At 64.9% G+C, this 23,034-nt stretch carries 20 protein-coding genes and 1 pseudogene; 11 read left to right on the top strand and 10 right to left on the bottom strand.

Translation table 11 applies throughout. The features are described 5' to 3' along the window. Positions 1 to 30: 30 nt before the first annotated feature. The 4 genes and pseudogenes from LFL96_RS28175 to LFL96_RS28160 all read right to left on the bottom strand — a co-directional run. Positions 31 to 660 (bottom strand): LysE family translocator, encoded by a 630-nt coding sequence (locus LFL96_RS28175; RefSeq protein ID WP_281001177.1) that lies wholly within the window; start codon positions 658 to 660, stop codon positions 31 to 33. A 132-nt stretch (positions 661 to 792) separates the two neighbouring features. After that, positions 793 to 1,689: a LysR family transcriptional regulator gene (locus tag LFL96_RS28170; RefSeq protein ID WP_281001176.1), complete on the bottom strand. Its 897-nt coding sequence runs from the start codon at positions 1,687 to 1,689 to the stop codon at positions 793 to 795. Positions 1,690 to 1,804: 115 nt separating this feature from the next. Continuing rightward, the gene (locus LFL96_RS28165) at positions 1,805 to 4,069 is read right to left on the bottom strand and encodes a molybdopterin cofactor-binding domain-containing protein (RefSeq protein WP_281001175.1); all 2,265 of its coding nucleotides are present in this window, start codon (positions 4,067 to 4,069) and stop codon (positions 1,805 to 1,807) included. Positions 4,070 to 4,183: 114 nt separating this feature from the next. Then, a pseudogene (locus LFL96_RS28160) lies at positions 4,184 to 4,657 on the bottom strand ((2Fe-2S)-binding protein); the annotation flags it as partial. 134 nt (positions 4,658 to 4,791) lie between these two features. Here LFL96_RS28160 and LFL96_RS28155 point away from each other — a divergent pair. Further along, the gene (locus LFL96_RS28155; RefSeq protein ID WP_281001174.1) at positions 4,792 to 5,688 is read left to right on the top strand and encodes a LysR substrate-binding domain-containing protein; all 897 of its coding nucleotides are present in this window, start codon (positions 4,792 to 4,794) and stop codon (positions 5,686 to 5,688) included. Here LFL96_RS28155 and LFL96_RS28150 read toward each other — a convergent pair. Then, positions 5,675 to 6,562 (bottom strand): LysR substrate-binding domain-containing protein, encoded by an 888-nt coding sequence (locus LFL96_RS28150; RefSeq protein ID WP_281001173.1) that lies wholly within the window; start codon positions 6,560 to 6,562, stop codon positions 5,675 to 5,677. The two genes, LFL96_RS28155 and LFL96_RS28150, sit on opposite strands and share 14 nt — an antisense overlap. 244 nt (positions 6,563 to 6,806) lie before the next feature. On the opposite strand from LFL96_RS28150, the gene LFL96_RS28145 reads away from it, so the two are divergent. From LFL96_RS28145 to LFL96_RS28115, 7 genes are all read left to right on the top strand, one after another. Continuing rightward, positions 6,807 to 7,763, top strand: coding sequence for an amidohydrolase family protein (locus LFL96_RS28145; protein WP_281001172.1), 957 nt, complete (start codon positions 6,807 to 6,809; stop codon positions 7,761 to 7,763). Next, positions 7,763 to 8,689: an amidohydrolase family protein gene (locus LFL96_RS28140; protein WP_012428924.1), complete on the top strand. Its 927-nt coding sequence runs from the start codon at positions 7,763 to 7,765 to the stop codon at positions 8,687 to 8,689. Before LFL96_RS28145 ends, LFL96_RS28140 begins: the two co-directional genes overlap by 1 nt. 163 nt (positions 8,690 to 8,852) lie before the next feature. Beyond that, positions 8,853 to 10,307: a UbiD family decarboxylase gene (locus LFL96_RS28135; protein ID WP_281001171.1), complete on the top strand. Its 1,455-nt coding sequence runs from the start codon at positions 8,853 to 8,855 to the stop codon at positions 10,305 to 10,307. Then, positions 10,304 to 10,894 (top strand): UbiX family flavin prenyltransferase, encoded by a 591-nt coding sequence (locus tag LFL96_RS28130; RefSeq protein ID WP_281001170.1) that lies wholly within the window; start codon positions 10,304 to 10,306, stop codon positions 10,892 to 10,894. The genes LFL96_RS28135 and LFL96_RS28130 overlap by 4 nt, the downstream gene beginning before the upstream one ends. Before the next feature lie 95 nt (positions 10,895 to 10,989). Beyond that, a complete protein-coding gene (locus LFL96_RS28125; protein ID WP_281001169.1) occupies positions 10,990 to 12,162 on the top strand; it encodes a GTP-binding protein in 1,173 nt (390 codons plus the stop codon). A gap of 118 nt (positions 12,163 to 12,280) precedes the next feature. Next, positions 12,281 to 13,627: a nucleobase:cation symporter-2 family protein gene (locus LFL96_RS28120; RefSeq protein ID WP_281001168.1), complete on the top strand. Its 1,347-nt coding sequence runs from the start codon at positions 12,281 to 12,283 to the stop codon at positions 13,625 to 13,627. Positions 13,628 to 13,706: 79 nt separating this feature from the next. After that, positions 13,707 to 15,092, top strand: coding sequence for an amidohydrolase family protein (locus LFL96_RS28115; protein ID WP_281001167.1), 1,386 nt, complete (start codon positions 13,707 to 13,709; stop codon positions 15,090 to 15,092). A 74-nt stretch (positions 15,093 to 15,166) separates the two neighbouring features. On the opposite strand, the gene LFL96_RS28110 is transcribed toward LFL96_RS28115, so the two are convergent. Continuing rightward, positions 15,167 to 15,883 carry a hypothetical protein gene (locus tag LFL96_RS28110; protein WP_281001166.1) on the bottom strand — a complete coding sequence of 239 codons (717 nt, stop codon included), beginning with the start codon at positions 15,881 to 15,883 and terminating at the stop codon, positions 15,167 to 15,169. Positions 15,884 to 16,244: 361 nt separating this feature from the next. Between LFL96_RS28110 and LFL96_RS28105 the strand changes: the two genes are divergently transcribed. After that, positions 16,245 to 17,027, top strand: coding sequence for a DUF3050 domain-containing protein (locus LFL96_RS28105; protein ID WP_281001165.1), 783 nt, complete (start codon positions 16,245 to 16,247; stop codon positions 17,025 to 17,027). A gap of 56 nt (positions 17,028 to 17,083) precedes the next feature. Here the strand turns inward: LFL96_RS28105 and thrS are convergent, their stop codons facing one another. Continuing rightward, entirely contained in the window at positions 17,084 to 18,298 is a 1,215-nt protein-coding gene (gene thrS / locus LFL96_RS28100) for a threonine--tRNA ligase (protein WP_281001164.1), read from the bottom strand. Positions 18,299 to 18,683: 385 nt separating this feature from the next. Here thrS and LFL96_RS28095 point away from each other — a divergent pair, with 385 nt between their 5' ends. Next, positions 18,684 to 19,169 (top strand): GNAT family N-acetyltransferase, encoded by a 486-nt coding sequence (locus LFL96_RS28095; protein WP_281001163.1) that lies wholly within the window; start codon positions 18,684 to 18,686, stop codon positions 19,167 to 19,169. Between the two features lie 133 nt (positions 19,170 to 19,302). Here LFL96_RS28095 and LFL96_RS28090 read toward each other — a convergent pair whose 3' ends face one another. Further along, the gene (locus tag LFL96_RS28090; RefSeq protein ID WP_281001162.1) at positions 19,303 to 19,635 is read right to left on the bottom strand and encodes a hypothetical protein; all 333 of its coding nucleotides are present in this window, start codon (positions 19,633 to 19,635) and stop codon (positions 19,303 to 19,305) included. 235 nt (positions 19,636 to 19,870) lie between these two features. Beyond that, positions 19,871 to 21,427, bottom strand: a complete 1,557-nt coding sequence (locus LFL96_RS28085) for a PLP-dependent aminotransferase family protein (RefSeq protein WP_281001161.1) — start codon at positions 21,425 to 21,427, stop codon at positions 19,871 to 19,873. Between the two features lie 148 nt (positions 21,428 to 21,575). On the opposite strand from LFL96_RS28085, the gene LFL96_RS28080 reads away from it, so the two are divergent. Beyond that, positions 21,576 to 22,325, top strand: coding sequence for a GNAT family protein (locus tag LFL96_RS28080; protein WP_281001160.1), 750 nt, complete (start codon positions 21,576 to 21,578; stop codon positions 22,323 to 22,325). Here LFL96_RS28080 and LFL96_RS28075 read toward each other — a convergent pair. Then, complete coding sequence (locus tag LFL96_RS28075) at positions 22,291 to 22,827, bottom strand: GNAT family N-acetyltransferase (RefSeq protein ID WP_281003880.1); 537 nt, start codon at positions 22,825 to 22,827, stop codon at positions 22,291 to 22,293. The genes LFL96_RS28080 and LFL96_RS28075 overlap by 35 nt on opposite strands. Positions 22,828 to 23,034: the final 207 nt, after the last annotated feature.

Raw genomic sequence — 23,034 nt, 5'->3', positions numbered from 1 at the left:
GCCCTTCTGCATCCGTGTCCGGTGAGACTTCTAACGCGGCGATTCCAGCGCGATACGCACGGCCAAACCCGCCAGCACCGTTCCCATCAGCCAGCGCTGAACCCGCGCCCAAACCGGCCGGCCAGCGAGAAAGACGGCGATCGATCCCGCCATGCTCGCGATCAGCGCATTCACGGTGACGCTCACCGCGATCTGCACGCAGCCCAATACCAACGATTGCGCGAGCACACTCCCGTGCGCCGGCGAAATGAACTGCGGCAATAACGACAGGTACATGACCGCGATTTTCGGATTGGCGAGATTGGTGACGAACCCCATTGCGAAGAGTTTGCGAGGGTTGTGCGGCAATTGCCGGACCTGAAACGCCGAGTGCCCGCCGGGCTTCACCGCCTGCCACGCAAGGTACAGCAGATACAGCGCACCGCAGAAGCGCAACGTGTCGTACGCATACGGCACGGTCAGCAAAAGCGCGGTAATGCCGAATGCCGCGCAGAACATGTAGAACACGAAGCCGAGCGCCACGCCCCCGAGCGAGATCAATCCCGCGCGCCGGCCCTGGCAGATCGAGCGTGAAATCAGATAGATCATGTTCGGACCAGGCGTGAGGACCATGCCGAGTGACAGGAAGGCGAAACCAAGCAGCGTGTTCAGGGCGGGCACAGCGGATTCCTTGCAGGCGGTGAATGAGGTCGGCTTAAACTCAAGGGGATCAATGTATTGCATATTCTGCTGGGCCAGCGTGAATAATCTGCATCGTCCCCATGAGCGCCTTTCATCACGACCGGCGATCGCTTATTGCTTCTTCCTCACCGGTGTTTTGCGCGCCTTGCCGCCGCCAGCACGTTTCGCCGTGACAAGCCGGACGAACTCGTCGAGCACCGCGTGCCCGTTCGTGGTCCACGACAGCCGCACGGACCGGTGCAGCTTCGGCGACAAGTCCAGCACGCGGCCACCGAACGGCGTGTAGGTGAGCGTGACGCGCGGCACGATCGAAACGCCCATGCCTGCCTCCGCCATCGCCAGAATCGTGCGCATCTCCACCACGTTGAAGGCAGGCCGCAACTGGCCACCGTTCGCGGCGAAATAATCCGCGATCAACGGTCCGCAGCCAGCTTTGGAGTAGATGAACGGAAACGCGGATAGCTGTTTGGCCGACACGTTCCGTCGTCCTTCGAACATGCCCGCCGACACGACCGCCACAAAATCGTCGTCGAGCAAAGGCAGGTTGTTCACAAAGGTCTTCTCGCCCGCGACGACGCCCACGTCGACCGTACCGTCCTCGATCCACGTTTCGATTTCCTGGTCCGTGCCTTCGAGCAAGACCGCCGACACGCCAGGATGCATCGCCTTCAGCTCCTCGAACGCAGGCGCGACGAACGCCAGCGACACGCTCGGCAACGAGCCCACCACCAGACGCCCTTCGAGCTTGCCGCGCGAAAGGCTGATCTGCTGGCGCAGGATCTGCGTTTCGCGCGTCACGTTCTGGATATACGGCCATAACCGCTCGCCGGCGGCCGTCAACACGACGGGCTGCCGGTCACGCAGCAGGAGCTTGATCTGCGTGATGTCTTCGAGTTCGGTCAACGCGTGACTGATCGCGGATTGACTGCGGCTGAGCCGTTCGGCCGCGGCCGTCAGCGAGCCGAGTTCGACCACGGCGGCGAGCGCCTGCAACTGGGCCAACGTCATCGATGCTCCTTGTACCCGACGCATGCATCAGGTTCATATCGACATAAAGGAGCATGAATTATATTGAATCGCCTCAACCGTCAGCTAACAGTCGCGCGCTGACGGCCGGGCGCGTTCACCCCACCTTCTGCAAATCGAACGGCGTATCCCGCAAGCGCTTGCCGGTCAAGCGGAACACCGCGTTCGCCACCGCCGGCGCAACCGAAGGACTCGACAACTCCCCCACGCCGCCGGGTTTCGCCACGTCGCCCTGCACGATCTGGATATCGACCTCGGGCATATCGGTCATCCGCATCACGCGATAGGTATCGAAGTTCTTCTGCTCGACCTGCCCATGCCGGATGTCGATGCGGTCCGCCGTCGCGTGTCCCAGACCCCACATCAGCCCGCCGTATAGCTGCTCCTCGACGCCACCCGGCGACACCGCCAGCCCGACATCCGCGACACAGGTCAGCTTGTCGATCACGACCTCGTCGCCCTTGCGACTCACGCGCGCCACCACCGCCACATAGCTGCTGTACGCCTGATTCGTCGCGACGCCGAGCGCCGTGCCGGGCGGCAACGGCTTGCCCCAGCCGGCGCGTGCCGCCGCCTCGCGCAGCACCGCCTGATGACGCGGATCTTTCATATGAGCCAGCCGGAAATCGACCGGGTCGCGCTTGCCCGCAAACGCGGCTTCATCCATGAACGACTCGACCGCGAACACGTTCGGGATATAACTCACCGCCCGATACCAGCCGGTGGGCACACCCGTCTCATGACGTACCCAGCCGATATCGACATGCGGCGCGTCGTAGGCGAATTCGTATTTGCTGATCGCCTCGGTCGTGCTGTAGTCCATCCGGTCGGGACGATCGAAATAACCCGGCTCCCATTGCTCGGGCGATGCGGGCATCACCGCGCGCAACTGCAGCGTCGCGAGATTGCCGTGCGCATCGAGCACCGCGCGTCCCCGGTGAAAACTCGCCGAGTGGTAGTACAGCGCGCGCATTTCGTCTTCGCGGCTATTCATCAACTTGACCGGCTTGCCGACTTTGAGCGCGAGCCACGTGACCTCGAACAGCCAGTACTTCGATTCACGCGATCCGAAGCTGCCGCCCGACACGAGCTCGTGCAACACGACGCGATCGGCCGGAATCGCGCCGATCACCTCGGCCGCTTCCTGCGCGGTCGACGGAACCTGCAAGCCGCCCCAATAGTCGATGCCGCCGTCTTTCGCCCACGCGGTCACGTTGATCGGTTCGAGCGGATTCGCCGCTTTATAGGGCATCGAATACGACGCGCCGATCACGCGCGCGCCTTTCGGCCACGCGGTGTTGCCGTCGCCATGCTGAATGGTCGGCACGACGCGCGCGGCGGGATCGTCGAGCCACGCGGCCTGACGCGCGGCGAGCGTCGAACTGTCGAAGGTCTCGAACGGGCTGTCGTCCCACTCCACATGCAACGCGGCCTGACCTTTGTGCGCGGACCAGTAGTCGTCGGCGAGAACGGCGACACCCGCCTGATTGCCGCCGAGAATATCGGGCCGCCCCGGGATCTGCACGACCTGGCGCACGCCGGGCACGGCCAGCGCCTCTTTCGCGTCCACGCTGCGCACGCGCGCGTCGACCACCGGCGCGCGCGTGACCACCGCCACCAGCATGCCCGGCAACTTCACGTCGAGGCTGTAGGGAAACGCGCCCATCGCTTTCTGCGCGGCGCCGCGCTTCTTGCGCAATTTGCCGATGTATTTGAACTGCGCCGGATCTTTCAACGCGACATCTTTCGGCGCGGGCAACTGCGCGGCGACCCGCGCGAGCGATCCGTAGTTCGCCCGTTTGCCGCTCGCCGGATCGATCACGAAACCGCTGTCCGTCGTCAACGCGGACGGCGCCACGTTCCACTGCTGCGCGGCCGCCGCGATCAGCATCGCGCGCGCGGTCGCGCCGGCGCGGCGCAAGCGCTCGTATTCGAGCGACACGCTGGTGCTGCCGCCCGTCGAAAACACCTTCCACAGCGGATGAATGTAATCGCCGAAGAACGGATTCTCCGGCGTGATCACTTCGACACGAAATGGATCGACGTCGAGTTCTTCGGCGACCACCGCGGCCAACGCGGTGCGCGTACCGGTGCCCGAATCGTGTTTGTGGACCACGAGTTTGATCGTGTCGTCCGGCAGAACGCGGACCCAAGCATTCGGTTCGAACTCACCGGCCACCGGTTGCGGATCGCCGCTCGCATTCGCGGACTTCGCCAACGCCTCGGGCAATTGGAACCCGATCGCGAGGCCAGCGACCAGCAAGGCCGAACTCTGTTTGATGAATTGCCGGCGCGCTGCGCCGTGGGCCGCATCATGGGTCACTTCGTGTTGCTTCGTCAGCACGTGTTTGTCGCGGCGCATTCAGACCTCCCCGGACTTGACGTGAGTGGTGACCTGCGTGGTGACCTGAGTGGTGACCTGCGCGGTAACCCCAGAAGCGTCGTGCAACCCGCATTCACGCGTGCAGCCCGGCATCGCCACGTCGGCCAGCGTCGGATCGCCCGAGGCCGCGCGCTTGATCGCCTTGCGAATCCGCGCGTAGGTGCCGCAGCGGCACACGTTGCCGGACATCGCCGTCGCGATGCTCTGATCGTCGACGGCGGGTTTGCCCTTCAGAAACGCGGCCGCCTGCATCAGCTGGCCGGATTGACAGTAGCCGCATTGCGGCACGTCCTCCGCGACCCACGCGAGTTGCAGCGGATGCCGGCCATCCTTCGACAATCCCTCGATCGTCGTGATGTTCTTGCCCGCCACCGCCACCGCCGGCAGCAAACACGAGCGTACCGCCTCGCCTTCCAGATGGACCGTACACGCGCCGCAAAAACCGCCGCCGCAACCGAACTTGGTGCCGGTCAGGCCGATCCGGTCGCGCAGCACCCACAACAGGGGCATGTCTTCCGGTACATTGTCGAGCGAGTGCCGCGTATCGTTGACCACGATCTCCAGCATGTGCTGTCTCCTCAGTGTCGTTATGAGGCGCGGCGTGCGAGAGAGGGGCCGCGTACTTGCGGCCATTATTGAAAGCCGTTAAGCCCAGCGCCAGCGACGATTTCTTCCATCACCCGTAAGTCCGGCTAACACCCATGTTGAAGCGCTATCCGTCCATCCAGTCGATGCAGGCCTTTCTGCAAGCCGCGCGCATCGGCAGTTTTTCGAGCGCGGCACGGCAGTTGTCGCTTACGCACAGCGCGATCAGTCAGCAGATCCGTACGCTCGAGGAGTTCGTCGGCCAGCCGCTGTTCGTGCGCGAAGCGGGCCGGGTGGTGTTGACGGACGCCGGCGTGCTGTTCGCCAATCAGCTGGCGGACGGCTTCGAGCAGATCGATCGCGCGTTGTCGTCGGTGAAGGAGCGCACGGTCAAGCAATCGATCACGCTCGACGTCGATCCCGAGCTCGCGCAAAGCTGGCTGGTCGCGCGCCTGCCCGCGCTGCTCGGCGCATTGCGCGACACCTCGCTGACCGTGCTGTCCACGCCGCGCCACGAGCGCAGCGCGTTCGAACGCGTGGATATCGCGCTGCGCTATGGGTATGGAGAATGGGACGGCTTCGAAAACGCGTTGATCTGCACGGACCGCCTGACAGCCGTCGGCGCGCCGTCGCTGCTCGCCGAGCGTGGACTGGACGCGCCGCTCACGGCCGCGCAATTGATGGCGTTGCCGCTGCTGGGCTACACCAAGCGCTCATGGATTCCGTGGCTCACGGCGGCCGATCTGCCCGCCGTCGAGCCGGACGCAACCGCCGTGTTCGACAACGCCGCCGGGCTGATCGCGGCGGCCAGCGCGGGCGTGGGCGCGGGTCTGGCGCGCGGCCTGCTCGCCGCCGATGCGATCCGCGCCGGCACGCTGATCGAACTCACGCAGGTGGAAATTCCGACGCATTACAACCTGTACGCGGTCTGGCCGCGCGACAAGGCCGAGCGCGTGGCGCCGCTGCTCGCCGCGATCCGCGAGCTGGTCGCGCAAACGGTCAGCCCACGCTAGCGGCAACGTCCCGCACCGTATCGAGGAACAGGGACAACACCGGCGAAGGCGCCTGCGCGCGGTAACGCGCGTGCAACGACACCTCGGGACGCGGCGCGGCCACCGGCACGAACGCCACGCCGCCGGTCGACAATTGCCGCGTCGACGAAGGCAGCAATGCGACGCCGAGACCTTCGCGCACGAGGCACAGCAACGTGTGGACCTCGACCACTTCCTGCTCGATGCGCGGTGTAAACCCTGCCTCCACGCAGCAGTCCTGCAGAAAGCGCGCAAGCTGCGACTGCCGCAAGCCGAACGACACGAAGCGCTCGTGCTCCAGCTCGCGCAACGACAGTTCGTCACGCTTCGCGAGCCGATGTTCCAACGGCAACGCGACCACCGCGGTCTCGCGCATCACCACTTCGCTGCGTATCTCCGGGTCCTCATGCGATACCCGGAAGAAACACACGTCGAGGCGCCGCTCCTTCAGCGCGAGAATCTGCGCGGCCGGGGTCATCTCATGCAGCGTCCAGCGCACCTGCGGATGCTGCTCCGCGAACACCCGCAGCGCGCGCGGAATCGGTTCGACCATCGCCGAGCTGATGATGCCGATCTCCAGACTCCCCACTTCGCCGCGCCCCGCGCAACGCGTCAGATCGATCGCGCGTTCGAACTGCGCGAAGATCAACGGCACCTGTTCCTTCAGTGTTTTCCCTGCTTCGGTGAGTTCGACACGGTGCTGCGAGCGTGCGAACAACGCGGTGCCCATCTCCTCTTCGAGGATGCGAATCTGTTGACTGAGAGGGGGCTGCGAAATGTGCAGCCGCGCGGCTGCGCGGCCGAAATGCAGTTCGTCGGCCAGTACCGCGAAGTAACGCAACAACCGGATGTCCATATCGCGAACGTATCAAGATCGTGGTTAAAAAATATTGTACAGAGCGTTTTTCTCTTGTGAGACTGCATCGCAAGCAGCAGTGCACATCAGTGTGACACTCGATGCCGGCGAGGGGAAGGCGCGCAAAAATCCGCGTGCCTTGCAAAGGGCCGCATGGGCAAGCCCACTGGGCGCAGTCCCATCGATGCGCCTGCCCGCGATCCGGCAACTGGATACGCCAGTTCCTCTCAAGGAGATCGAGTACATGATCATCGACACCAGCTGTTATCCGACCAACCTGGTCGACCTCGCGTGGCGCCACGACGGCGAGCCATTCTCGGGCGAGCGTCTGATCGAGGTGATGGACGGCCCCTACATCATCAACGGCAAGCCTCGCCGCATCGACAAGGCCTTCATTCAGCCGCCGCAAGGCAACACCATCTATACGTGGACCGACGGCGAACGCTCGGGCCGCGAATCGATCGACGACTACATGGCGTACACCGTCGAGATGACGCAGAAGTACCCCGACCGTCTGCTCGGCTGCTTCGTCTACAACCCGCGTTGCGGTCCCGAGAACGGCGCCGAGGCGATCGAGTTCTACGCGAAGGAGCACGGCTTCAAGATGGTGCAGCTGCAGGCCAACATGCACGCGTACCGTCCCGACCGCGCGCTCGACTGGCTGCGCCCCGCGCTGCGCAAATGCGCGGACCTCGGCCTGCTGGTGAAGCTGCACACCGGCGACGGTCCGTACAGCATTCCGAGCGAGTGGTATCCGCTGATCCGCGAGTTCCCGTCGGTGAATTTCATCATGGCGCACTTCGGCGTGCAGACGGGTGGCGTGTATTGCTTCGAGCCGTATCAGATGGCGCTGGATACGCCGAACGTCTACTGCGAATCGAGCTGGTGCCTGCAATCGCGCATCGTCGAATTCGCCAAGGTACTGCCCACGCACAAGATTCTCTACGGCTCCGACACGCCGCCGAACGAGCCGGGCATGTGGCTGCGTCTGCTCGAAGTGCTGTGCCACGAGCCGCCGCAAGGACTGAATCTCGACGAGGACACGCTCGAGGATTACCTCGGCAACAACCTCGCCCGCATGATCGGTCTCGAACCGAGCGCGCCGCCGCGCAGCGTCGAGGAAGCCCAAGCCTATCTGAAACACCACGCCGGCGCCGCGCGACACCACGCCGGCCAGGCTGACTACGCAGGAGCCCGCTGATGATCATCGATACCCATCTGCACCCCACGAATCTCGTCGACGAGGCGTGGCGCCATACCGGCGAACCGTTCACCGGCGAACGTCTGCTGAAGATGATGGACGGTCCGTACATCATCAACGGCAAGCCGCGCCGCATCGACATGGGCTTTATCCAGCCGCCGCCGGGCAACACCGGCTATCGCGACGGCAACCGCCGCGGCCGCGAAGGCATTCGCGACTACATGTCGTATATCGCCGAACTGACGCAGAAGTACCCGGATCGTTTCATCGGCAACTTCACGTACAACCCGCGTTGGGGTCCGGAGAACGGCGCGGCCGAACTCGAATTCCACGTGAAGGAGTACGGCTTCAAGATGCTCAAGCTGCACGCGAACATGCACGGCTACCGGCCGGATCGCGCGCTCGACTGGCTGCGTCCGGCCATGAAGAAGTGCGCGGAGCTTGGCGTGGTGGTGCTGATTCACACCGGCGACGGGCCGTACACGATTCCAACGCAGTTCTATCCGATCATCCGCGAATTCCCGATGGTGAATTTCATCATCGGCCACTTCGGGATTCAGACCGGCGGCAATTACTCGTTCGAAGCATTCTGGATGGCGATGGATACGCCGAACGTGTATTGCGAATCGGGCTGGTGCTATCAGTCGCGCATCGTCGAGTTCGCTCGCGAGTTGCCGCGCAACAAGATCGTGTTCGGCACGGACTCGCCGCCGAACGAGCCGGGCATGTGGCTGCGCGAGCTGGAAATGCTGTGCGGTCCCGCGCCGCAAGGCATGAATCTGGATGAAGACGGGCTCGAGGACTACATGGGCAACAACATCGCCCGTCTGGTCGGCATCGAACCGACCAAGCCGCCGAAGGATCTCGCTGAAGCGGAAAAACGTCTGAAAGCGACGTACGTGAACGATGTGACGCAGCCGGCTTAAGGCTGATTCACGGCTTTATCAAGGCTTCACGGCTTCATCGCTCGCAGATGTTGTGCGGGGCGGGCGCGGTCACGCGCCGCGCTCGTCCCCGCCCCTCCTGCCTCAGCTGCCTCACCTCGCCCGTCCGCATTCGTTATCGCTTTCGCTCTGCACGGAGTTCACCATGGCGGACCATCTCTTCCGCGCCACGCAGGATTTTCATCGCTTCGCACTCGACTATCGCGAGCGCTATCCCGACGATGTCCTCACGCTCAAGCAACCGCTTTCCGCCGATCAGGACGTGACCGCCGTCGTCGCCGAACTCGCGGCGCGCGGCCAGCATCCGCTGCTGATCTGCGAGCACGTCGACGGTATCGCGACGCCGCTGGCCACCAATTTCTTCGCGTCGCGCACCCGCATCGGCCGCCTGTTCGACGTCGACGCAAACCATCTGTTCGATGCCTATCAACAGCGCGCAAATGCGCCCGTGGCGCCGGTGTTCGTCGCGAACGGTCCAGTTCTGGATCAGGTGATCGAAGGCGACGCCGTGGATCTCGCGCACTTGCCGATGATCCGCCACTTCGACACCGACCGCGGCCCGTACGTGACCAACGCGGTGATCGTCGCCGAAGATCCGGTGACGGGCGTCGCCAATCTCAGCTATCACCGCTCGATGCGTCATGCGCGTAACGCGCTGGCCACGAGTCTGCATTCGCGCGGCCATCTCTGGCGCATGCTGCAAACCGCGAGGTCGCGCGGCGACAGTCTGAAAGTCGCGATGGTGATCGGCGCGCATCCGCTATTCATGCTGGCCGCCGCCGCCCGCGTGCCGTTCGGCACCGACGAGCGCGCGATCGCCGGCGGCCTGTTCGGCGCGCCGCTCGAACTGGTGCGTACGCCGCGCCACGGCATCGGCGTACCCGCGTCGGCCGAGTTCGTGCTGGAAGGCACGATCGATCCCGAAGCGCACGCCGAGGAAGGTCCGTTCGGCGAGTTCACCGGCTACTCGTCGGACCGTTCGACCAATAACGTATTGCGCGTCGATACGCTGATGCGGCGCAACGACGCGTGGCTGGTCGACGTCGTGGGCGGCCCTTACGCCGAACATCTGACCTTGGCTCGCCTGCCGCGCGAAGCCGAGATGAGCGAGAAGCTGAAGGCGCGCTTCCCGTCGGTCACGGCACTGCATTACCCGAATTCCGGCACGCACTTTCACTGCTACGTCGCGTTGAACCAGACCCGCGACGGCGAAGCGCGGCAGATCATGCTCGCGCTGCTCGGCTGGGACCCGTATCTGAAGAACGTCGTGGCGGTGGACAGCGACATCGACATCACCAGCGACTCGCAGGTGCTGTGGGCCATCGCCACGCATTTTCAGCCGCATCAGGACGTGTTTATCGTCGACGGTTTGCCGGGCAGTCCGCTCGATCCGTCGTCCTCGGCGGCGGGCACGACCTCGCGCATGGGTATCGATGCGACGCGCGGCTCGCACTTCGACGGCATTCGTGCGCGCATCGACGAAGGTGCGGCACAGCGCGCGGTGGAGATTCTTTCGCGCGCCGGTGTTGCCGGTGTTGCCGGTGTTGCCGGTGTTGCCGGTGTTGCCGGTATCGCCGGTGTCGCCGGAGCACGGTCATGAGCCCGCGGCGGCTGGTGGTCGGCATCAGCGGCGCGTCGGGCTTCGTGTACGGCGTGCGGCTATTGCAACTGCTGCGCCGGCTCGACATCGACACGCATCTGGTCGTGTCTCGCAGCGCGTTGCTGACCATGACGCACGAAACCGACTACAAGTTCGCCGAAGTCAGCGCGCTCGCCGCCACCACCTACCGTTGCGACGATATGGCCGCGGCGATTTCCAGTGGATCGTTCCGGTCGCTCGGCATGATCGTCGCGCCCTGCTCGATGAAGACGCTCGCCGAAATCGCGAGCGGCCTGTCGTCGAGCCTGATCTCGCGCGCCGCCGACGTCACGTTGAAAGAACGTCGTCCGCTGGTGCTGCTGGCGCGCGAAACGCCGTACACGCTGGCGCATTTGCGCAACATGATCGCCGTCACCGAAATGGGCGCGATCGTCGCGCCACCCGTGCCGGCGTTCTACGCGCGCCCCGCTTCGCTCGACCAGATGATCGATCACACGCTGGGCCGCGTGCTCGATCTGTTCGGGCTGGAAGCGGGCACGGTCCAGCGCTGGCGGGAGACCGATCCACCCGTGACGCAAAACGCCTGAACGCCGGTGCGCCCTGAACACCGCATCGCCGCATCCAGCAGAAATCAGCAGGAAGCCGCAGAACCGCAGTACGAACGTTGAAACGGAGACGAGCCATGAATCACATTCACACCACCCACAACGACATCGAGAAAATCCCCGTCACAGTCCTGACCGGTTTCCTCGGCGCCGGCAAAACCACCCTGCTCAACTACATCCTGCGCGAGAAGCATGGTCGCAAGATCGCGGTGATCGAAAACGAGTTCGGCGAGATCGGTATCGACGGTGGCCTCGTGCTCGAATCCACCGAAGAGATCTACGAAATGACCAATGGCTGCGTGTGCTGCGTCGGCGCGGTACGCGAGGACCTGGTGCGGATCGTGCGCATGCTGGTGGAAAGACCGGACCGGCTCGATCACATCATCGTGGAAACCAGCGGGCTCGCCGATCCGTATCCGGTCGCGCAAACCTTTTTCCTCGACGATCCGATCGCGAAACAGGTCACGCTGGACGCGGTCGTCACGATGGTCGACGCCAAGCATATCGCCGCGCATCTGGACGACATCGTGCTGGACGGCAGCGACAACCAGGCGGTCGATCAGATCGTCTGCGCGGACCGGATCGTCATCAACAAGGTGGACCTGGTCGGCCCCGCCGAGATCGCTTCGTTGACGCAGCGCATTCGTGGGCTCAACGCGACGGCGGAAATCGTGGAATCGAGCTACGCGCAGATCGACCTCGACCGGATTCTCGGCGTGGGCGCGAACGAGTTTTCGCAGATTCTGGTGGAGACCGACGGCTTGGGTGAAGACGCGCATGCACACGCACACGCACACTCAAGCGAACACGCGCACGAACAGCCTGCCGAAGCTCACGATCATGAGCACGAGCACGACCACCTGCATGAACACGAGCATGAGCATGAGCAACACGAAGCCCACGCCCACCAGTCCGACGATCACTCCGGCCACCAGCACGACGACAGCGTGTCCTCCGTCGGCATCGAAGTCGACGCCGACATCGACCTCGCCGCACTGCAAGCCTGGCTCGCCGAACTGCGCGACGCGGACGCCACCAACCTGTTCCGGATGAAGGGCATTCTCGCCGTGCAGGGCCAGTCGCATCGCTACGTGCTGCAAGGCGTGCACAACGTGATCGAACTGCGTGCCGCCCAGGTGTGGGGCAGCGAGCCGCGCACGTGCCGCATCGTTTTCATCGGCCGCGATCTCGATCGCGCCGCGCTGACCGACCGCTTCCGAGCCTGTCTCGCCGAATCCGTAGCGGCCTGACGGGAGATCCGTTCGGCGCGCAAGCGTGATACGCACAGCCGCGACCGCGCGGCGTGCGGCGCGCGCCGATCGATAACCACATCGCAGCATCCCCCTTGCATGGGATTGGAGACACGTCATGAACACCGCCATACACCCGGTCGATCGCGTTTTGCCGAAGCGTCAGATGATCACGCTGGGCTTGCAGCACATGCTAGTGGCTTATATCGGCGCCATCGCGGTGCCGCTGATCGTTGCGTCGGCACTGAAGATGTCGCCGGCCGATACGACCGTGCTGATCAGCACGGCCCTGTTCTGCTCCGGCATCTCGACCTTGCTGCAAACCGTCGGCGTCTGGAAGTTCGGCGTGCGTCTGCCGATCCTGCAAGGCGTCGCGTTCAGCAGCGTCGGCCCGGTGATCGCGATCGGCACGAGTCCGGGCGTCGGCTTCGCGGGCGTGTGCGGCGCGGTGATCGGCGCGGGCCTGTTCACGATGTTCGCCGCGCCGCTGGTGGGACGCTTGCGAAGATTCTTCCCGCCTGTCGTCACCGGTTGCATCGTCACCGTGATCGGTCTGCAACTATTTCCCGTTGCGTATCAATGGGCGGGCGGCGGCGAGGCCGCGCAGCAGCAGTTCGGCGCGTTGCCCTTTCTCAGCGTCACGCTGTTCGTCGCGCTGGTGATTCTCGCGATCAACCGTTTCGCCGGGCCGTTCCTGCGCAATCTGTCGGTGCTGATCGGCCTGATCGCGGGCGGCATTCTCGCGTGCTCGCTCGGCATGGGTAATTTCGCGAGCGTCGGCGCCGCGCCGTGGTTCACGATGCCGGTGCCGTTCCACTTCGGCACGCCCGTGTTCTCCGTGGTCCCCGTCCTGACGATGATCGTCGTGATGGTCGTGCAGATGGTCGAATCGATGGGCCTGTTCGTCGCGATCGGCGACATCGTCGCGAAGGACGTCAGCGAGGAAGACGTGGTGCGCGGCATGCGCGCCAACGGTCTGGCGAGCGCGATTGCCGGCATGTTCGCGGCGTTTCCGTTCATCGCGTTCATGGAGAACGTCGGGCTCGTGATCCTGACCGGCGTGCGCAGCCGCTGGGTCGTCGCGATCAGCGGCTTGCTGATGTGCGTGGTCGCGCTGGTGCCGAAGATCGGCGCGGTGGTGGCCTCGACGCCGTCGGCCGCGCTCGGCGGCGCCGGCATCGCGATGTTCGGCGTGGTGGTCGCGGCCGGTGTGCAGACATTGGCGAAGGTCGACTTCGAACGCAATCGCTACAACGTGCTGATCGTCGGCTTCACGATCGCCACCGCGCTGATTCCGGTGATGGCGCCGCAGGTCTTCAAGCACATGCCCGACTGGACGCAGCCGTTCCTGCATAGCGGCGTGGTGCTGGCCTGCCTCGTCTCGGTGGTGCTGAACGCCGTACTCAACGGCGCGCACGAAGAAGAAAAGGAAGTCGTACCGGCCCACCACATGGTCCGCGAATAAGCGGCGGCAAAACGCACGGCGGCCCGCGTGTGTCGGGAAGACCGGGGCCGCCTCGCAGTAACGGAAAGGACAAGGAATCGTGAGCATGCAAACTGAAGCGTTGCTGATCAAGAACCCCATCGCCGTGATGAGCGGCCTGAGCGGCGAGCGCGCGCGGCTGGGCCAGGTCGATCTGCGCATCCGCGACGGGCGGATCGAGACCATCGCGCCGAATCTGGCGCCGCGCGCCGACGAACGCGTGATCGATGCGCGTTCGTGCGTCGTCTACCCCGGCTGGGTGAATACCCACCATCATCTGTTCCAGAACCTGCTGAAGGCGGTGCCGTCCGGCATCAATGCCGACCTGCAGGATTGGCTCGCCGCCGTGCCGTATCCGCGGCTCGCGCGCTTCACGCCGGAACTGGCACGGGTCGCCGCGCGGCTCGGCATGGCGGAATTGCTGTTGTCCGGCGTGACGACCTGCGCCGATCACCACTATCTGTATCACGCGGAAGGCAGCACCGAAACCGGCGATCTGCTGTTCGACGAAGCGGCGTCGTTCGGTCTGCGCTTCGTGCTGTGCCGGGGTGGCGCGTTGCAGGCGGCGGGCGATCATCCGGGGTTTTCGAAGCTCGCGCTCAAACCGGAGACGCTCGACCAGATGCTGGCCGACATCGAACGTCTGAAAGCGCGCTATCACGATGCGAGCGATGCTTCGATGCGTCGCGTGGTCGTCGCGCCCACCACGCCGACCTTTTCCCTGCCGCCCGACCTGCTGCCGGAAGTCGCGCGCGCCGCCCGGCGCATGGGCTTACGGTTGCACACGCATCTATCGGAGACGACGCGTTACGTCGACTTCTGCCGCGAGCGCTTCGACAAGCTGCCGGTCGAATTCGTCGCCGATCACGAATGGCTCGGTCCCGACGTATGGTTCGCACACCTGGTCCATTTGCAGCCGAGCGAAATTGCATTGCTCGCGGAAACCGGCAGCGGTTGCGCGCATTGCCCGGTCAGCAACGCGCGGCTCGGCAGCGGTATCGCGCCCGCGCCGCAGATGGCGGCGGCCGGCGTGCCGATGTCGCTGGCGGTGGACGGCGTGGCGTCGAATGAATCCGGCAGCATGACCAACGAGGCGCATTTCGCGTGGCTCGTGCATCGCGCGGCGCAGGGCGCGTCGGCCACCACCGTCGAGGAAACGATTCACTGGGGCAGCGCGGGTGGCGCGGGCGTGCTCGGTCTCGACGCGGTGGGCACGCTCGAAGTGGGCAAGGCGGCGGACTTCGTGCTGTACGACGTCGGCGATCTGCGCTTCAACGGCTTCCACGATCTCGCGGTGGCGCCGGTGACGGCGGGCGAGCCGGCCCGTGTGCGCTACAACGTGGTGAACGGCCGCGTGGTGGTGGACGACGGCGTGATTCCCGGCCTCGATCTGGAGGCGCTGCGTGACGCGGCAGCCGAAGGGGTCCGGCAGTTGCTCGCCGATTAGGCGATCGGTGCGGCATGTCGTGGCGGCGGCCGATGAAAACGCCGCCACGGCAGCTCGCCGCACAGCGCTGCTGCCTAGTTCTGATCTGGCCGCGGCATCTCCTGCGCTTCGGCAAGAAGCCAGTCTCCCGTGTTCCCATTGCGGGACACGAAGGTCCCGGCCGGCACCGTCTTGCCGCGCCACTCGCGCGGCTGGGACAGCCAGCACGAGTACAGGGAAATGCCGGTCGGTTCGGCGTAAACCACCGTGTATTCGCCTCCCGCGCAAAGCCAGCCGTCGATCGTCTGCTCGACGCTCAGGTCCACGGTGAGCTCGTCACCACCGCTATCCACTTTCATGCTGTCGATCCGGATGCTGCCCAACAAAACCGGCTTCGGGCTGCGAATATCCAGAAGCGTACGGTCCGCGCCTAGACCGAGGAAGCCGCCTGTCTCCGTGTAATGCGCCTGGCTGCCGGGCGGAAACGTCGCGCCGGATACGACAACGGGCTTGCGGGTGGTCTCGGTCACGTCGCGCTCGAACTCGCCGAACGCGTACGACTTGAGCAGCAGCAGCGCCACGTACAACACAGGCGCAAAACAGAACAACACCGTGCACGCGATCCGCTTGCCCAACGTGAGACGCCGACGCATCAACAGAAAGAACAGCAAGGTCAGCACGCCCCACAGCACGGCGCCCACCTCCAACGCGAACATCGCGAGACCGCCGAGGCTGCCCACGTCCGCGCGACTGGTCACCGGAAACAGCGCGAGCGCCAGCGTAAGCAACATCGTTCGTTCGATGCGGGTCATCGGCTCGCTCCCACATCTTGCACGGTCATGACAAACGCGCCATCGCCATGCAAAACAACGCGCATGTCGATCAAGCCAAACGATATAAAAGATTCAAATCGCATATAGAGAGAATATTTCCGCAATTACCGGTTCTTAAAAAAAGAAATTGGCCTATCTTATCCGCTGACACGGGTTTCAAAGCCCGTGTCGAGGCGTATGACGCGCCTGTCGGCACTCTCTATCAAACTCAAAGCCGTGACTTAATACATGCCCCGAATCGGCATGGGTACTGTCGCATCGATTGCGCGACGCTGGCTGACTTTGCTGTCATGCCGCCCATGGCCGCTATCGGAGCAATTTTCCGAGGACAACGACCATCATGAGCACCATCGAACAACTCGAAGCACAGCTCGCGCAACGCCACGCGGCGCTCGCGCATCATCCGGTTTTTCACTCCATCGATACCGTGCCGGGGTTGCGCACGTTCATGGAGTGGCATGTGTTCGCAGTGTGGGATTTCATGTCGCTCGTCAAACGTCTGCAAGCCGATCTCACCACCATCACGCTGCCGTGGATCGCGCCGCGCAATGCGAGCGCCGCGCGGCTGATCAACGAGATCGTGCTCGGCGAGGAATGCGATGAAACGCCGAACGGACCGATGAGTCACTTCGATCTGTATCTGCATGCGATGCGCGATGTCGGCGCGAGCACCGGGCGCATCGAGCAGATGATCGCGTTGCTCGCCGAGGGCGAGAGCGTGCACGGCGCGCTGCGCGCGGTCGATGCGCCCGCGCCGGTGATCCGCTTCGTCGACTCGACGTTCGCGACCTGCTACGACGGCGCGACGCATCAGGTGCTCGGCAACTTCTTCTATGGGCGCGAGAACGTCATTCCCGACATGTTCCGCACGCTGCTGGCCGGCTGGAAGATCGAGCGCACGAGCGTGCCCCTGCTCACGTTCTATCTCGATCGTCATATCGAAGTGGATTCGGGCGAGCATGGTCCCGCCGCGCGCGCGATGATCGTCGAGGCGGCGGGCGGCGACGAACGCAAACTGCGCGAGGCGCTGGAAGCGGGACTCGCGGCGATCGACGAGCGCATGCGTCTGTGGGATGGATTGCACGCGCATCTGCTGCGTCAGAAAGAGGCGATGGCGGTCTGACGCCATCGCGCGTGAATGGCACGGCCGCGCGTTGCGCGCGGCCGTGCCTCGCTGCATCACGGTCTTGGCGGCAACCTCGGCGCACGCGCGGCGAGCGTCAAATGCTCGACGCCTTCCGCCAATGGCAACGTAATCTGCTGCCCGTCACGCTGACGAATGCTGACCGTGCGGTCGCGTTCGTCGCGCGAACCGACCACCACCATCAGCGGCGCCTGCTTCTCCCGCGCATCGACGATCTTCTTCTCCAGCCGTTCCGGCCGGCTGTCGAGCACCACGCGAATATCCGCATCGTCCAGCGCCTGCATGACTTCATGCGCGTAGCCCGCATTCGCGTCGCTGATCGTCGCGACGACGACCTGGTCGGGCGCGAGCCACACCGGCAACCATCCCTCATGATGTTCGAGCAGCATCGCGATGAACCGCTCCATGCTGCCGAGCACCGCGTGATGAATCATCACCGGCCGCTCGCGTTCGTTGCGCTCGTTGACGAACTCCGCATCGAGCCGGTCGGGCAGCACGAAGTCGAGCTGGATCGTCCCGCATTGCCAGCTTCGCCCGCGACTGTCCATCAGATGGAATTCGAGTTTCGGCCCGTAGAAAGCGCCTTCGCCCTCGAGCAGATCGAACGCCAGACCCGCGGCGCGCGCGGCATTCGCCAACGCGCTTTCCGCGCGATCCCACGTCGCCTCGCTGCCCGAGCGCAGCGCGGGGCGCGTCGCGAGCGCGACCTTGAAATCCGGAAAGCCGAGGTCCGCGTACACCGCGCGCAACAACGCGCAGAACCGTCCGACTTCCGCTTCGATATGCGACTGCGCGCAGAACACGTGCGCGTCGTCCTGCACGAACGCGCGCGTGCGCTTCAATCCCTCCAGCGATCCCGACGGCTCGTCGCGATGACACGCGCCGAACTCGCTATACCGCACCGGCAGCTCGCGATACGAGCGCACGCGTTGATTGAACACCTGCACGTGACACGGACAGCTCATCGGTTTCAGGCACAGCGCGCGCCCTTCTTCCGCGTCGGCGAGCGAGTACATGGCCGCGCCGAACTTCTCCCAATGGCCGCTCTTTTCCCACAGCGAGCGCGCCAGCAGTTGCGGCGTGCGAATCTCGCGAAAGCCGGCGCGGCGCATGCGCGCCCGCACGTAGTCTTCCAGCACGCGATACAGGGTCCAGCCGCGCGGATGCCAGAAAACCATCCCGGCGCCTTCTTCCTGCTGATGGAAAAGATCGAGCTTGTTGCCCAATACACGATGGTCGATGTCGTTCACAGTCACGCTCCGTTATGTCGATTGCCGCTCGACGCGGCGAGAGATGCCGCAAACGGAGGGTCCAGAAATGCCGAAGGCCCCGTCCGTTTCCGGCGGGGCCTTCGGTGGTTTGCCACTGCTTCCGTGCTGCTAGCGTGTGCAACCTCCAGACGACCCGCCTGTGAAGGTGGTCGTCGTGGTGGTGACGGCAGCGAAGGGAATCGAGTGGAAGTCCATGCATCGACAGTAAACGATCGGGACACGATGCGTCAATCGTCATCGCGCGGAAAAGTGGTTCATGCAACTGGCCAATGCGAAGCGATCGACGCTACGATAGCGATCCGATTCGCAGCCGACGTGTCCTCGTAAAACGCCGGTCCCTTTTCACCCGAGCGAGCACTTCATCTTGACTATCCACATTCGCCGCGCCCACGCGGCCGACGCTGCGCTGATCCTGCGCTTCATCACCGAACTCGCGATCTACGAGAAGGCGGAGCACGAAGTCGTGGCTTGCGTCGCGGACATCGAAACGAGCCTGTTCTCCGAGACTTCCACCGCGAAGGCGTTGATCTGCGAAATGAACGGCGAGCCGATCGGCTTCGCCGTGTACTTCCACTCGTACTCGACGTGGCTCGGCAAGCACGGGCTTTACCTGGAAGATCTGTACATCTCGCCGGCCGCGCGCGGCAGCGGCGCGGGCAAACGGATGCTGCGCCACCTCGCGCAGATTGCGTGCGAAAGCGGCTGCGGACGTTTCGAATGGAGCGTGCTCGACTGGAACGAACCGGCGATCGGCTTTTACGAGTCGATCGGCGCGAGCGCGCAGAGCGAATGGGTGCGCTACCGGTTGGCGGGGGAGGCGCTCAAGGCGTTTGCCGAAGGCGTCGAGTGAGTCGACGGCGGGCGCGGCTGATAGAGACACACCGCGCGACGCTCGCCACCCATTTGTCATCAGACGTAAAAAAAGCGGCGACCCGTCACGCGGGCCGCCGCTTTGGTCTTTCTGGCACGTCAGGCGTGAATGCTTAGTGCGGCGCCTTGCCGTTGGGCACCGCGTCCAGCGGTTTGTGCTGTTCTTCGCCGAGGCCCGGGAAGAACGCGTTCCACGCGGCGCGCACGCCTTGGGCCGCGGTGGCTTCGGCGCCGATCGACTCGGCCTCGCCTTCGGCCGCTTTCGACGGATCGGCGGACAGCCCGCGCCAGTGCGTGAAGACCAGCAACGGTTTCTCGGTCCAGACGCCTTCGCCGAATTTGGCGAAAGCCGTGTCCCCGCTCGTCAATTGCACCTCGTACCAGCCTTCGCGCACGGGAGTGTGGGCGGCAAGCTCAAACCACGGGGTCGGTTCGATTTCCTTCATGTCGTCTCCGGTCGGATAGATCGTCATAGATAACCACAACAAAGGCATGCTTCATGCCCGGGCCGACGGCGGCCCGGAAGCGGCCCGGCCAGCGCGCTTCGCCTGCCGCGCGATGTTGCGGTGCGGCGCGCTGGGCACGGGCTGCGGGCGTCTGCGCCGGCCTCCGGCCGACGGATTTCGCCACGCATAGGCGACACGATAGCGCGACATGGGCCACCCGGACAAACGTAAAAACTTACACGCGATGCCGGGACGAAGTCGTTTGCCGCGGCACGCCGTCCAGCTCGGCCGCGAGCGCCGCCAGCACGCGCACCGCGGGCGTCAGGCGTTCGCCGGGCGTGCTGCCGTAACCGATCACAAGGCCGTTCGTGCGCGGTTGCGGCCGCAACGCGAAACTGGACAGCGCGCGCGGATTGAGCCCTTTGGCGACGGCTCCGGCCGCTAGCGCGCGATCGTCGATCGCGGGCGGCAGACGCAGCGTCAAATGCATGCCGCAGTTGCCGCCGAGAATCTCGGCGGGCGCGAAATGCGCGTTGAGCGCGTCGCGCAATGCCTGCTGACGCTCGCGGTACAGCCGCCGCATGCGCCCGAGGTGCCGCCCGAATTCGCCACTGTCGATGAAATGCGCGAGCGCGATCTGCTCCAGCCGATGCCCGCCGCGCAGCATCTCCTGCACCGCCACCGCCGACTGCCTGGCGATCGCTCGCGGCAGCACCACGAAGCCGATGCGCAGCGCCGGGAACATCGTCTTGCTGAACGAGCCGACGTAGAGCACCGGCGCGTCGTCGACGAGGCCCTGCATGCTGGCGATCGGCTCGCCGGTGTGGCGGAACTCGCCGTCGTAGTCGTCCTCGATCAACCAGGCGCCGCAGCGGCGCGCCTGCGCGATCAGCTCCAGACGTCGCGCCACCGAGAGCACCGCGCCGGTCGGATACTGGTGCGCGGGCGACGTGTAGATCAGCTTCGGCGGATCGGCCCACGCGCCAGGCGGCACGGCGATGCCTTCGGCGTCGACGGGAACCGGCACGGTGCGCAGATCGCCGACGTTGAACGCGGCCTTCGCGCCGCGATAGCCGGGGTCCTCGACCCACGCGACGTCGCCGGGATTGGTGAGCAGGCGCACGCACAGGTTCAGCGCCTCCTGCGCGCCCTCGGTAATCACCACCTGCTCGCCGTCGCAGCGCACGCCGCGCGCCATCCGCAGATGCGCGGCGATCGCGTCGCGCAGCGCCGGCTCGCCGGCCGGGGCGCCGTAGCCGAGCGTCAGCGGCAGCGCGCGCTCCAGCGACCGTTCGAGCGCGCGGCGCCAGACGTTCAGCGGGAAGCGGTCCAGCGCGGGCGTGCCCGGCGTCATCGGAAACGTGTTGTCGACGTGGGTCCGCGTAGCGGTGAACTGGCCGACGCGCGTCGCGTACGCGACCTCGGGCGCGGCGGCGGGGGTCGCCGGTTCGCCGCGTGCGGCCGGGCTGGACAGCGGACTCACGCGCGTGCCCTTCCTGTCGGCGACGATAAAGCCGACGGCGGCCAGATGCTCGTAGGCGATCACCACAGTGTTGCGCGACACGCCCATCTCGGCCGCCAGCACGCGCGACGAGGGCAGCGGGGAATTCGCCGGCAGACGGCCGGAGAGAATCGCCTGCTGCAACCGGTCGATCAGCTGTTTTTGCAGCGGCACTGGCTTGCCGGCCTGAGCGCCGTTGCCGCCCGCGCCCGCGTGTGGATTCGCCGGATTCACCGGGTTGATGGCGCTCGCCGCCGCCGGATCGGTGAGCGGCCCAATGATCTCGATCATCGTAGCTGGACCTATGAAATGGTTCGATCGTGGATCTTTTTAACATACCACGTTTGCCGTATCGTCCTATTTCATCGGCATCGCGCGCACGAGCCTACCCAGCCATGAATCGCCACCCCGTATCGATCGGATAGACAGGAGAACAGTGATGGAACCCAGACGCAACGAGTTCGAGCAGCCCATCGGCGCGCCCGTGCTGAACTGGACAGGCGCGCAGGCGCCCGGCCGCGCGCCGCTCACCGGCCAGTATTGCCGGATCGAACCGGTCGACGTCGAACGTCATGCGGCGGATCTCTACGAAGCGTACAGCTCGGCCGCCGATGCGCGCGACTGGACCTATCTGAACGTCGGCCCGTTCGACAGCCTCGAAGCCTATCGCGAGCACTTGACGCGCATGGCCGCGTCGCCCGATCCGCTGCACCACGCGGTGATCGATCTGGCGACCGGCAAGGCGGTGGGGACGCTGGCGCTGATGCGCATCGACCGGGTGAACGGCGTGATCGAAGTGGGGCACGTCACGTATTCGCCACGCCTGAAGCGCACGCGCGTCGCCACCGAAGCGATGTTCCTGCTGATGACGCAGGTTTTCGACGTGCTCGGCTACCGGCGTTTCGAGTGGAAGTGCGATTCGCTGAACGGTCCGTCGCGCGCCGCCGCGTCGCGTTACGGCTTCACCTTCGAGGGCATCTTCCGTCAGGCGATCGTGTATCACCAGCGCAATCGCGACACCGCGTGGTTCTCGGTGATCGACGGCGAATGGCCGGCGCTGCGCACGAGCTACACGCGTTGGCTCGACGCCGCCAATTTCGACGCGCAAGGGCAGCAGATCGACAAGCTCGTCGATCTGGTCGCACGCGAACGGCTCAACTCGCGTCAGGCGTTCGACGCAGCACGATAGTCGGATTGCCTTTGTAGGTCGTACGCAGTCGCTCGCGGTAGCCGCACTTGTGCGCGACCCGCAGCGACGGCTGGTTTTCCGGCGCGATGATGCAGACGGTGTCCTTGCCGGGCCACTTCAGATCGGCCCACGCGAGTGCGGCCAGCACCGCTTCGGTCGCGTAGCCGCGGCCGTGCCCGGCCGGGTCCAGCGCCCAGCCCATTTCGGGCGTCCCCAGCAGCGACGGTTCGATTTCCCGGTGATAGTCGGCAAGACCGACTTCGCCGAGGAAACGGCCGCTCTCCTTGTCCCGCACCACCCAGTAGCCGTAGCCGAGCAGCGCCCAGTGTCCGGCGTAGCGGAGCAGACGCGCCCACACCTCCTCCCGCGTGAACGGCTTGCCGCCGATGTAGCGGATCACCTCGGGATCGGACCACATCGCGTAACTGTCGAGGAAATCGGCGGGGGTGTGCGGGGTGAGGGTCAGGCGGGCGGTGGTGAGGAGGGTAGGTGGGGTGGACAGAGAGGTCATGAGAACGTGCGAGCGGTTGGGTGACGACGCGCGGATTGAAGTGCGTTCGATCATCGCAGATTTTTCATTCGCCAGGTTCGTTCGCACGGGCGACCGTGGTCTCGTTACGCACGGCGCACGGTAGCATGTGAGCAGGCTTCGCCCTACACTCGTCGAACCGCGTCGCAAGCGCTCGATACGACGCACCGGCGCATTCGA

Origin of the sequence: Paraburkholderia sp. D15, from assembly GCF_029910215.1 — a bacterium.
In the GTDB taxonomy this organism is placed as follows: domain Bacteria; phylum Pseudomonadota; class Gammaproteobacteria; order Burkholderiales; family Burkholderiaceae; genus Paraburkholderia.
Note: the sequence above shows the minus strand (reverse complement) of the source record. Positions and strands in the feature narration are given on the sequence as shown.

Bases quoted from the DNA above. Each gene is read 5' to 3' on its own strand.
- LFL96_RS28145 (WP_281001172.1), top strand. From the start codon at position 6,807: ATGATCATCGACACCAGCTGTTATCCGACCAACCTGGTCGACCTCGCG.
- LFL96_RS28120 (WP_281001168.1), top strand. From the start codon at position 12,281: ATGAACACCGCCATACACCCGGTCGATCGCGTTTTGCCGAAGCGTCAG.
- LFL96_RS28125 (WP_281001169.1), top strand. From the start codon at position 10,990: ATGAATCACATTCACACCACCCACAACGACATCGAGAAAATCCCCGTC.
- LFL96_RS28085 (WP_281001161.1), bottom strand. From the start codon at position 21,427: ATGATCGAGATCATTGGGCCGCTCACCGATCCGGCGGCGGCGAGCGCC.
- LFL96_RS28155 (WP_281001174.1), top strand. From the start codon at position 4,792: ATGTTGAAGCGCTATCCGTCCATCCAGTCGATGCAGGCCTTTCTGCAA.
- LFL96_RS28090 (WP_281001162.1), bottom strand. From the start codon at position 19,635: ATGAAGGAAATCGAACCGACCCCGTGGTTTGAGCTTGCCGCCCACACT.
- LFL96_RS28140 (WP_012428924.1), top strand. From the start codon at position 7,763: ATGATCATCGATACCCATCTGCACCCCACGAATCTCGTCGACGAGGCG.
- LFL96_RS28165 (WP_281001175.1), bottom strand. From the start codon at position 4,069: ATGCGCCGCGACAAACACGTGCTGACGAAGCAACACGAAGTGACCCAT.
- LFL96_RS28135 (WP_281001171.1), top strand. From the start codon at position 8,853: ATGGCGGACCATCTCTTCCGCGCCACGCAGGATTTTCATCGCTTCGCA.
- LFL96_RS28130 (WP_281001170.1), top strand. From the start codon at position 10,304: ATGAGCCCGCGGCGGCTGGTGGTCGGCATCAGCGGCGCGTCGGGCTTC.
- LFL96_RS28110 (WP_281001166.1), bottom strand. From the start codon at position 15,883: ATGACCCGCATCGAACGAACGATGTTGCTTACGCTGGCGCTCGCGCTG.
- LFL96_RS28080 (WP_281001160.1), top strand. From the start codon at position 21,576: ATGGAACCCAGACGCAACGAGTTCGAGCAGCCCATCGGCGCGCCCGTG.
- LFL96_RS28170 (WP_281001176.1), bottom strand. From the start codon at position 1,689: ATGACGTTGGCCCAGTTGCAGGCGCTCGCCGCCGTGGTCGAACTCGGC.
- LFL96_RS28105 (WP_281001165.1), top strand. From the start codon at position 16,245: ATGAGCACCATCGAACAACTCGAAGCACAGCTCGCGCAACGCCACGCG.
- LFL96_RS28150 (WP_281001173.1), bottom strand. From the start codon at position 6,562: ATGGACATCCGGTTGTTGCGTTACTTCGCGGTACTGGCCGACGAACTG.